Here is a 203-nt window from a genome sequence, read left to right on the forward strand (position 1 = left end):
CGATGACTCGGTCGTTTCCTGCCCCAATAACAATGACATCGTCACCTGTTGTTGAGTTTTGGCTGTCTGTGCTTTGCAGTATGCGAGCAACACCATCAACATAATCAACCTGACCATTATCACCAATGACGACATCGTTGCCGATGCCTGTTGTTATGGTATCGCCACCTTTACCACCTAATACGAGGTTAACCCCGTCACCG

1 pseudogene is annotated in these 203 nt (G+C 48.3%); it reads right to left on the minus strand.

Features of this window, described 5'->3' with window-relative positions:
• Positions 1–203 (minus strand): annotated as a pseudogene (locus ACP45E_RS01755) (calcium-binding protein); the annotation flags it as partial.

Origin of the sequence: Vibrio genomosp. F10 str. 9ZD137 (genome assembly GCF_049974785.1) — a bacterium.
In the GTDB taxonomy this organism is placed as follows: Bacteria; Pseudomonadota; Gammaproteobacteria; order Enterobacterales; family Vibrionaceae; genus Vibrio.